Source organism: Myroides sp. LoEW2-1 (assembly GCF_009767705.1).
Taxonomy (GTDB): Bacteria; Bacteroidota; Bacteroidia; order Flavobacteriales; family Flavobacteriaceae; genus Flavobacterium; species Flavobacterium album_A.
This window is the reverse complement of the sequence record NZ_WSPP01000147.1, coordinates 1-7,757: the sequence shown is the minus strand read 5'-3', so window position 1 is coordinate 7,757 and position 7,757 is coordinate 1. Positions and strand designations below refer to the sequence as shown.

Genomic DNA, 7,757 nt, shown 5'->3' with positions numbered 1-7,757 from the left:
AAATATAGAATAAGTCAACAAGTAACATAAACAGAAAAGATTAATTCAATAATTTTTAATGCAAACAAACTTTATAAAAGAATTACTACATCAGAATGAGAGTTCTCAATCTTTCTTAGATAAAAAGCGAATTGAACAATTTACGGATTCACTTTTTCACTTTTTATTTCAATTAGAAGATAAAAAATATACTTCAGAGCAAGCTATCAATATCCGATTAACTATCCTAAAGAATGAACTGATTTCTATTGTATTTAATATAAATAACGATATCGATAAATCTAATAAGATAGCCAGTGATTTCTTTGAAGCATTGCCAAGTATCTATTTTGTTCTTCGAACAGATGCTCAGGCAATTTTAAATAACGACCCAGCTGCTACTTGCTTACAAGAAGTATACATAGCTTATCCAGGTTTTTATGCTATTGCGATTTATCGCTTTGCACATCAGCTCCATAGACAACAGGTTAAGTTATTACCTCGTATTTGGACAGAATATGCTCATAACAAAACAGGTATTGACATTCACCCTGCTGCATCAATAGGCAGTAGTTTTTGTATAGATCATGGAACTGGCATTGTGATTGGAGAAACATGTGTTATTGGCAATAATGTCAAAATATACCAAGGAGTAACTTTAGGAGCTATTTCTGTATCTAAAGACAAAGCTAATACACGTAGACATCCTTATATCGAAGATAATGTCATTATTTATTCTGGGGCAACTATCCTTGGGGGAGAAACAACTATCGGACACGATACTGTTATTGGAGGTAACGTTTGGTTAACCAAGAGCGTTAAACCTAATTCAATTATCTACAGTAAAAGTAAGAGCTATTCTAAAGACCAAGATATATACCCAGAACCTATCAATTTTGTAATATAACCTAAAAAAAAAAGAATATGAAAATAAACAGCGTATTGGAGGCGATTGGAAACACTCCCCACATTAAAATCAACAAACTGTTTCCCAATGATGTAAATGTTTGGATTAAACTAGAAAAACAAAATCCTGGTGGAAGCTTAAAAGATCGTATCGCTTTAGCTATGATTGAAGACGCCGAACAAAAAGGATTGATAAATAAAAATACCACAATCATCGAACCTACCTCTGGAAATACAGGTGTGGGACTTGCCATGGTTTGTGCTGTAAAAGGGTATAAACTGATCTTAGTTATGCCTGAATCAATGAGTATAGAAAGACGTAAGTTAATGGCTGCTTATGGTGCCAAATTTGTCTTAACACCTAAAGAATTAGGTACAGCAGGATCAGTTTCAAAAGCAACTGAATTGGCAGAACAAATAGACAATGCTTGGGTACCTCAGCAATTCAATAACTTAGCGAACCCTGAAATTCACAAACGCACTACAGCTTTAGAAATTGCTAATGATTTCCCTGAAGGAATTGATTATCTGATTACAGGTGTTGGTACTGGTGGACATATTACTGGGGTAGCAGAAGTATTAAAGGAGAAGTTTCCTAAAATGAAGGTATTTGCCGTAGAGCCTGCTAACTCTCCTGTCTTAAGTGGAGGTCAGCCTGGTCCTCACCCATTACAGGGAATTGGAGCTGGATTTATTCCAAAAGTAGTCAATACTACTCTTTTTGATGGTATCATTACAATCGACAAAGAAGAAGCATACGAATACACCAACAAAATAGCAAGTCAAGAAGGTATTTTGGCTGGTGTTTCAACGGGAACTTCATTGGCAGCTATTGCCAAAAAATTACCAGAAATAGAAAAAGGTGCTACTATTTTGACGTTTAATTATGATACAGGAGAAAGATATTGGTCGGTAGCAGACTTATTTGACGAGAAAGTAGCTGAGATTAAATAATTCATTATCAATAAAATAAAAGCCATCTATGATTAATAGATGGCTTTTATCTTTATATACTTATACTAAAAAGTTCTATATCAAACAGAATAGCTCTAATCAAATATAAAGTTGTAATTTTGTATACTTATAACAGTTAAAACATAGAATTATGCTTAAAAGATCTTTCCTAATCGCAGGACTAGCATTCGCAACATTAACAGCTTGTAAATCAGTTCCTCAATCAGTTGTAGCTACAAACGACAATGTACTAAACAACATCGAAGTAAATGGAAAATTATATGCTGCTGTTTTTCAACAAAATGCTGCTGAATATCAAGCTCTTTGCGCACAAGCATTTAACATTGCTACCTTACAATTAGATTTAATTTTACAAGAGAATCACGACAAACCTATTGCTATTGTAACAGATATTGATGAAACTTTCTTAGACAACTCTCCTTATGCTGTAAAAACTGCTCGTGAAGGAAAATCTTATGACCAAACAACTTGGACTGATTGGACTTCTAAAGGGGAGGCTATTCCTTTATTAGGTAGTCAAGAATTCTTTAACTATGCTGCTTCAAAAGGAGTTGAGATTTTCTATATTACAAATAGAAATCAAAATGACAAACCAGGTACAATGAAAAACTTGGTGAAATACAATTACCCTTTTGCAGATGAAGAACACGTAATCGTTAGAACTGCTGAGTCAAGTAAAGAAACAAGACGTCAAAAGTTAAGTGAAACACATGAGATCGTAATGCTTTTAGGTGATAACTTATCTGACTTCTCAACTCTTTGGGATAAAAAACCACAAGCTGAACGCATTGAAAATGTAAAAAACAATAGAGAGCAGTTTGGTAAAAAATTCATCGTATTACCAAATACTGGTTATGGAGATTGGGAAGCGGCATTATTCCAATACAGAAAAGACCTTTCTAAAGAAGACAAAGATAAAATCTATAATAAAAGCGTAAAAGGCTTTTAAGACATACTCTATCAACAATATAAATTAATAACAAATTCAATTTACATGAAGAAAATAATGGCTTTAGTACTATTTGTAAGTACTTCAATCGCTTTTACAGCTTGTTCGAGTGATGACAACACACCTGTAAGATCTGAAATGGAATCACCAGAAGGTACTTGGGAATCTTCTACATTGACTTATGCTGCTTTTGATGAAAATGGAAAGCCTTTTCACGCAAGTCCTGAAGGTGTGGAATACACATATGATAAAATCCCTTTTGGAGAAGATCCGACTAAAGAAGAAACATTCATCATTGAAGGTAATAAGGCAACATTAAAAGATATTGCAAAATCTAATAAAGAAACTATTGTTGAAGGTGAACTAATTAACAAGACAACAATCGTGCTTGACAATGAAAAATACCACGATAGAACAATAGTAAATGTTACCAAGACTACAATGACACTTAGCTATAGAATGGACTTAAGTATGGATAAAATGAAAAATGCTTATGGCATTTTAACAGTAAAATACCTTAAGAAGTAACTTCTTCTAAGATTAAAATAATGAAAAGGGGGACTGCATAGTCCCCCTTTCTTATTATTCCATTTTATCAATTTACAAAATCAATTACAAATGACACAATCAAAAAAACATGTACTACAAAAGCAATTAGCAACACAATGCATTAAAAATCAAACACCTATAAAATACACATTCTTCATCATAAACGACCAAACACTACTCATTCCTTATTTTAACGTTTCCAAATAAGAAGTTACTTAACATATTTTCATATATTGAAAAAAATTATAACCCACAACAATATATGAAATCACATAAAAAATCCAAGGGAAAACCAGTTACACTCCTGCAATCGTTAATCCCAATGGTAATACTTATCATTCTCTTAGGTATCAACGTTTTTGTCTTTGGAAGCTCGGCTCTCGCTGGATCAAACCAATTTGTATTATTAATCGGAGGATTAATAGCAATTGGAGTAGGATTATACAACAAAGTTGATTACGAAGATATTATCAAAAAAATAACCAAGAACGTAAGAGAAACCACACGAGCAATCTATATTCTATTGCTGGTAGGAGCCTTATCGGGTACTTGGTTATTAAGTGGTATTATCCCTACGATGATATACTATGGATTACAAATCCTCGAGCCACATATCTTTCTCCCTGCAACAGTGATTATCTGTTCCATTATTGCCTTAGCAACTGGTAGCTCTTGGACCACATCTGCCACTGTAGGTATTGCACTAGTAGGTATAGGTAATGCAATGGGAATAGAACTTGCACTAATTGGAGGTGCTGTAATCTCAGGAGCATACTTTGGAGATAAATTATCTCCCCTATCAGACACTACTAATTTAGCATCTGCTATGGCTGGTACAGATTTATTTACTCATATAAGGTACATGATGTTCACCACTATCCCTACCTATGTAGTAACACTAATTATATTTATCATCATCAGCTTTAATCTTGATGTACCTGATACAATAGATATGTCTGCTTCATTGCAAGCCATTGATCAAACATTCAATATCACACCTTGGTTATTCTTAGTTCCTGTGATTGTAATTGGAGCAATATTAAAAAAGATGAAACCAATCCTTGCTTTATTACTGGGAACCTTACTAGGTGCTGTATTTGCTCTATTCTTCCAGCCAGATATAGTAGCCTTTGTAGGAGAAGGAACTACATTAACACCAGTTACAGCCTATAAAGGAATTATGAATGCCATTACTACAGATATTGCTATTCTATCTCCCATGGAAAGCTTAAATAGCTTATTTGAAGCAGGAGGAATGAAAAGTATGTTAAATACAGTATGGTTAATTATCTGTGCAATGTTCTTTGGTGGAGCAATGGAAGCTATCGGAGCTTTAAAGAAAATAACACAAACATTATTAAGTATAGCTAAGTCAGTTTTTGGGCTATTCGCAAGTACAATGGCAAGCTGTGTAGTGGTAAACCTAACTGCTTCTGAGCAATACCTATCATTAGTAATCCCTGGAAAAATGTTCTCTAAAGCTTATAAAGATAAAGGACTTGCACCTGAGAACTTAAGTAGAACTTTAGAAGATTCAGGGACAGTGACATCGGTGCTAATTCCATGGAATACCTGTGGAGCTTATCACTCAGGGGTATTAGGTATTGATACAATGACTTATGCGCCTTATGCATTCTTTAATATCATTTCCCCATTTGTATCTCTTACTTATGTGGTATTAAATATTAAAATCAGACGTTTAGTTGATGCTGTAAAAGCATAATTTTTAATTAAGAATTATGACTCTGCGCTTACGTCATGAGGTAAGCAGAACTTATATAAAATAACAAAAGGCTATTTCTCTCGAAATAGCCTTTTGTTATTTTATTATTTCTACTGTTAACAGTGAACCATCAACTGTAAACTAATTATTATCTAGAATAGTTAGGTGCAGATTTAGTAATCGTGATATTGTGAGGGTGACTCTCTCCAATACCAGAAGCTGTTAACTGAACAAATCTCGCTACCTCTTGCAAGGTAGGTATATCCTTTGCTCCACAGTAGCCCATCCCTGCTCTTAGACCTCCTATGAACTGTAACATACTCTCGTTTAATTCTCCTTTATAAGGCACTCTACCTTCGATTCCTTCAGGTACAAGTTTTTTTACATCGTCTTCCACATCTTGGAAATATCTGTCTTTAGAACCTTGTTTCATTGCAGCAACAGATCCCATTCCGCGGTAGGCTTTGAACTTTCTTCCTTCGAAAATAATTGTTTCTCCAGGAGACTCTTTAGTACCTGCCAACATAGATCCTAACATTACACAGTCTGCTCCTGCACCAATTGCCTTAGGAATATCACCTGTATAGCGAAGTCCACCATCCCCAATAACAGGAATTCCAGTTCCCTTTAGAGCTGCTGCTACTTCCATAATCGCAGAAAACTGAGGAAACCCAACACCTGCAACAACGCGAGTTGTACAAATAGACCCAGGTCCTATTCCCACTTTCACAGCATCAGCACCTGCCTCAACTAAAAATAAAGCAGCTTCTGGCGTCGCAATATTACCTACCACAACATCTATTTCTGGAAAAGCTTTCTTAACTTCTTTTAATACCCCTACTACTCCTTGTGAGTGTCCGTGAGCCGTATCAATGATTAAAGCATCTACACCTGCCTGTACCAACAATTTAGCTCTGTCTACAGCATCAGCAGTTACTCCTAAAGCAGCAGCTACACGTAGTCTACCAAACTTATCTTTGTTCGCATTAGGCTTTAAAGTAAGTTTAGTGATATCTCTAAAAGTGATTAAACCTACTAATTTATTATCAGCATTAACAACTGGTAATTTCTCAATCTTTTTCTCTTGAAGAATTTCTTCTGCTTGAGCCAATGTTGTCCCTTCTGCTGCAGTTACAAGATTTTCTTTTGTCATAACCTCAGTGATAGCGCGTTCGTTTTGTTTCTCGAAACGCATATCTCTATTAGTTATAATTCCCTTTAGATACCCTTCTGAATCAACGATTGGAATACCTCCAATACCAAATTCAGCCATAGCTTTTTTCGCATCACCTACAGTAGCAGACATAGGAAGGGTTACAGGATCGATAATCATACCAGACTCTGCTCTTTTTACCTTTCTTACTTCTTTTGCCTGTTCTTCCGCTGTCATGTTCTTGTGAATCACTCCGATTCCTCCTTCACGAGCCATAGCGATAGCCATTTCACTTTCCGTTACAGTATCCATAGCCGCAGACACTACAGGAACGTTTAAAGTAATGTTTCTTGAAAATTTTGATTTTAAACTTACCTCGCGAGGTAATACTTCAGAATAGTTGGGAACTAATAATACGTCATCGTAAGTTAAACCTTGACCGATGATTTTAGTTGTGTGTGCTTTCATGTGCAATTGTAATTGAATTGCACGCGAATTTAGCTTTTTTTGATTAAACTAAAAAACTTAATGGTAAAAATTAAATATTTTTAACGCTTCGTTGTAAGCGCTCTCAAATGACATAGCACTCAAATTCGTATCTACCTTATTAGCTGTAAAATAACTTAGCAATCGCTCTGTAGGCATATTCCCTGTCAAATCATCTTTTGCCATTGGACATCCTCCATATCCTTTAATTGCTCCGTCAAAACGCAAACATCCTGCCTTATAAGCAGCATCTACCTTCTCATACCATGAATCTAAGGTCGTGTGTAAGTGAGCTCCAAATTCAATATCAGGATATGCTTTAATCAAATTACTAAACAAATAATCTATCACCTCTGGAGTTGAGCTCCCTACAGTATCAGATAAAGAGAGTATTTTCACTCCCATCTTTGCCAATCTTTCTGTCCATTCTCCAACAATCTCTACATTCCACGGATCTCCATAAGGATTTCCAAATCCCATAGACAAGTAAGCTACTACTTCTTTATTGCTCTTGGTCGCTACATTTAATATCTCATCTAAAGTCACAATAGATTCTGCTATTGTCTTATGCGTATTTCGCATCTGAAAGTTCTCCGAAATAGAAAACGGAAAACCTAAATACTGTATTTCATTGAATTGAGCTGCTTGTTCAGCACCTCTTGTATTTGCTATGATAGCCAAAAGCTTACTCTGTGTCCTACTCAAATCCAATTGACCTAATAATTCCGCAGTATCTTGCATCTGTGGAATCGCTTTAGGCGAAACAAAGCTTCCAAAATCAATCGTATCGTATCCAACTCTAAGAAGAGCTTGAATATATTGTGCTTTTTTCTCAGTCGGAATAAACATCTTGATACCTTGCATGGCATCACGAGGACATTCTATTATTTTTACTTTTGGTTTCATAGTGTTTCAAATATAGATGAAAACTTGATAATTCACAAAATGAATTATTTGAAATTGAATACAAATAATTTACTTCATTAGTTAACTGAATTTGAAATAGATAAATAAAAAAGAGGCTCGTTATTTAGAAT

Annotated in this window: 7 protein-coding genes; 5 read left to right on the top strand and 2 right to left on the bottom strand. The window is 35.0% G+C overall.

Annotated elements, in window-relative coordinates:
* The first annotated feature begins 58 nt into the window (after positions 1–58).
* From GOQ24_RS09335 to nhaC, 5 genes are all read left to right on the top strand, one after another.
* Positions 59–886 carry a serine O-acetyltransferase gene (locus GOQ24_RS09335; RefSeq protein WP_155092601.1) on the top strand — a complete coding sequence of 276 codons (828 nt, stop codon included), beginning with the start codon at positions 59–61 and terminating at the stop codon, positions 884–886.
* A 17-nt stretch (positions 887–903) separates the two neighbouring features.
* Positions 904–1,839, top strand: a complete 936-nt coding sequence (cysK, locus tag GOQ24_RS09330) for a cysteine synthase A (protein WP_155092602.1) — start codon at positions 904–906, stop codon at positions 1,837–1,839.
* 151 nt (positions 1,840–1,990) lie between these two features.
* Positions 1,991–2,809, top strand: coding sequence for a 5'-nucleotidase, lipoprotein e(P4) family (locus GOQ24_RS09325; RefSeq protein ID WP_155092603.1), 819 nt, complete (start codon positions 1,991–1,993; stop codon positions 2,807–2,809).
* 45 nt (positions 2,810–2,854) lie between these two features.
* Positions 2,855–3,337 carry a hypothetical protein gene (locus GOQ24_RS09320; RefSeq protein WP_155092604.1) on the top strand — a complete coding sequence of 161 codons (483 nt, stop codon included), beginning with the start codon at positions 2,855–2,857 and terminating at the stop codon, positions 3,335–3,337.
* Between the two features lie 283 nt (positions 3,338–3,620).
* Positions 3,621–5,081, top strand: coding sequence for a Na+/H+ antiporter NhaC (gene nhaC / locus GOQ24_RS09315; protein WP_155092605.1), 1,461 nt, complete (start codon positions 3,621–3,623; stop codon positions 5,079–5,081).
* A 148-nt stretch (positions 5,082–5,229) separates the two neighbouring features.
* Here nhaC and guaB read toward each other — a convergent pair whose 3' ends face one another.
* Together guaB and GOQ24_RS09305 are read right to left on the bottom strand one after the other, a co-directional pair.
* Positions 5,230–6,702 (bottom strand): IMP dehydrogenase, encoded by a 1,473-nt coding sequence (gene guaB / locus GOQ24_RS09310; protein ID WP_155092606.1) that lies wholly within the window; start codon positions 6,700–6,702, stop codon positions 5,230–5,232.
* 57 nt (positions 6,703–6,759) lie between these two features.
* A complete protein-coding gene (locus tag GOQ24_RS09305; RefSeq protein WP_155092607.1) occupies positions 6,760–7,626 on the bottom strand; it encodes a hydroxymethylglutaryl-CoA lyase in 867 nt (288 codons plus the stop codon).
* Positions 7,627–7,757 lie beyond the last annotated feature (131 nt).

Excerpts from the sequence above, each read along its gene's own strand:
- cysK (WP_155092602.1), top strand. The coding sequence starts at position 904 with ATGAAAATAAACAGCGTATTGGAGGCGATTGGAAACACTCCCCACATT.
- GOQ24_RS09320 (WP_155092604.1), top strand. The coding sequence starts at position 2,855 with ATGAAGAAAATAATGGCTTTAGTACTATTTGTAAGTACTTCAATCGCT.
- GOQ24_RS09305 (WP_155092607.1), bottom strand. The coding sequence starts at position 7,626 with ATGAAACCAAAAGTAAAAATAATAGAATGTCCTCGTGATGCCATGCAA.
- nhaC (WP_155092605.1), top strand. The coding sequence starts at position 3,621 with ATGAAATCACATAAAAAATCCAAGGGAAAACCAGTTACACTCCTGCAA.
- GOQ24_RS09325 (WP_155092603.1), top strand. The coding sequence starts at position 1,991 with ATGCTTAAAAGATCTTTCCTAATCGCAGGACTAGCATTCGCAACATTA.
- GOQ24_RS09335 (WP_155092601.1), top strand. The coding sequence starts at position 59 with ATGCAAACAAACTTTATAAAAGAATTACTACATCAGAATGAGAGTTCT.
- guaB (WP_155092606.1), bottom strand. The coding sequence starts at position 6,702 with ATGAAAGCACACACAACTAAAATCATCGGTCAAGGTTTAACTTACGAT.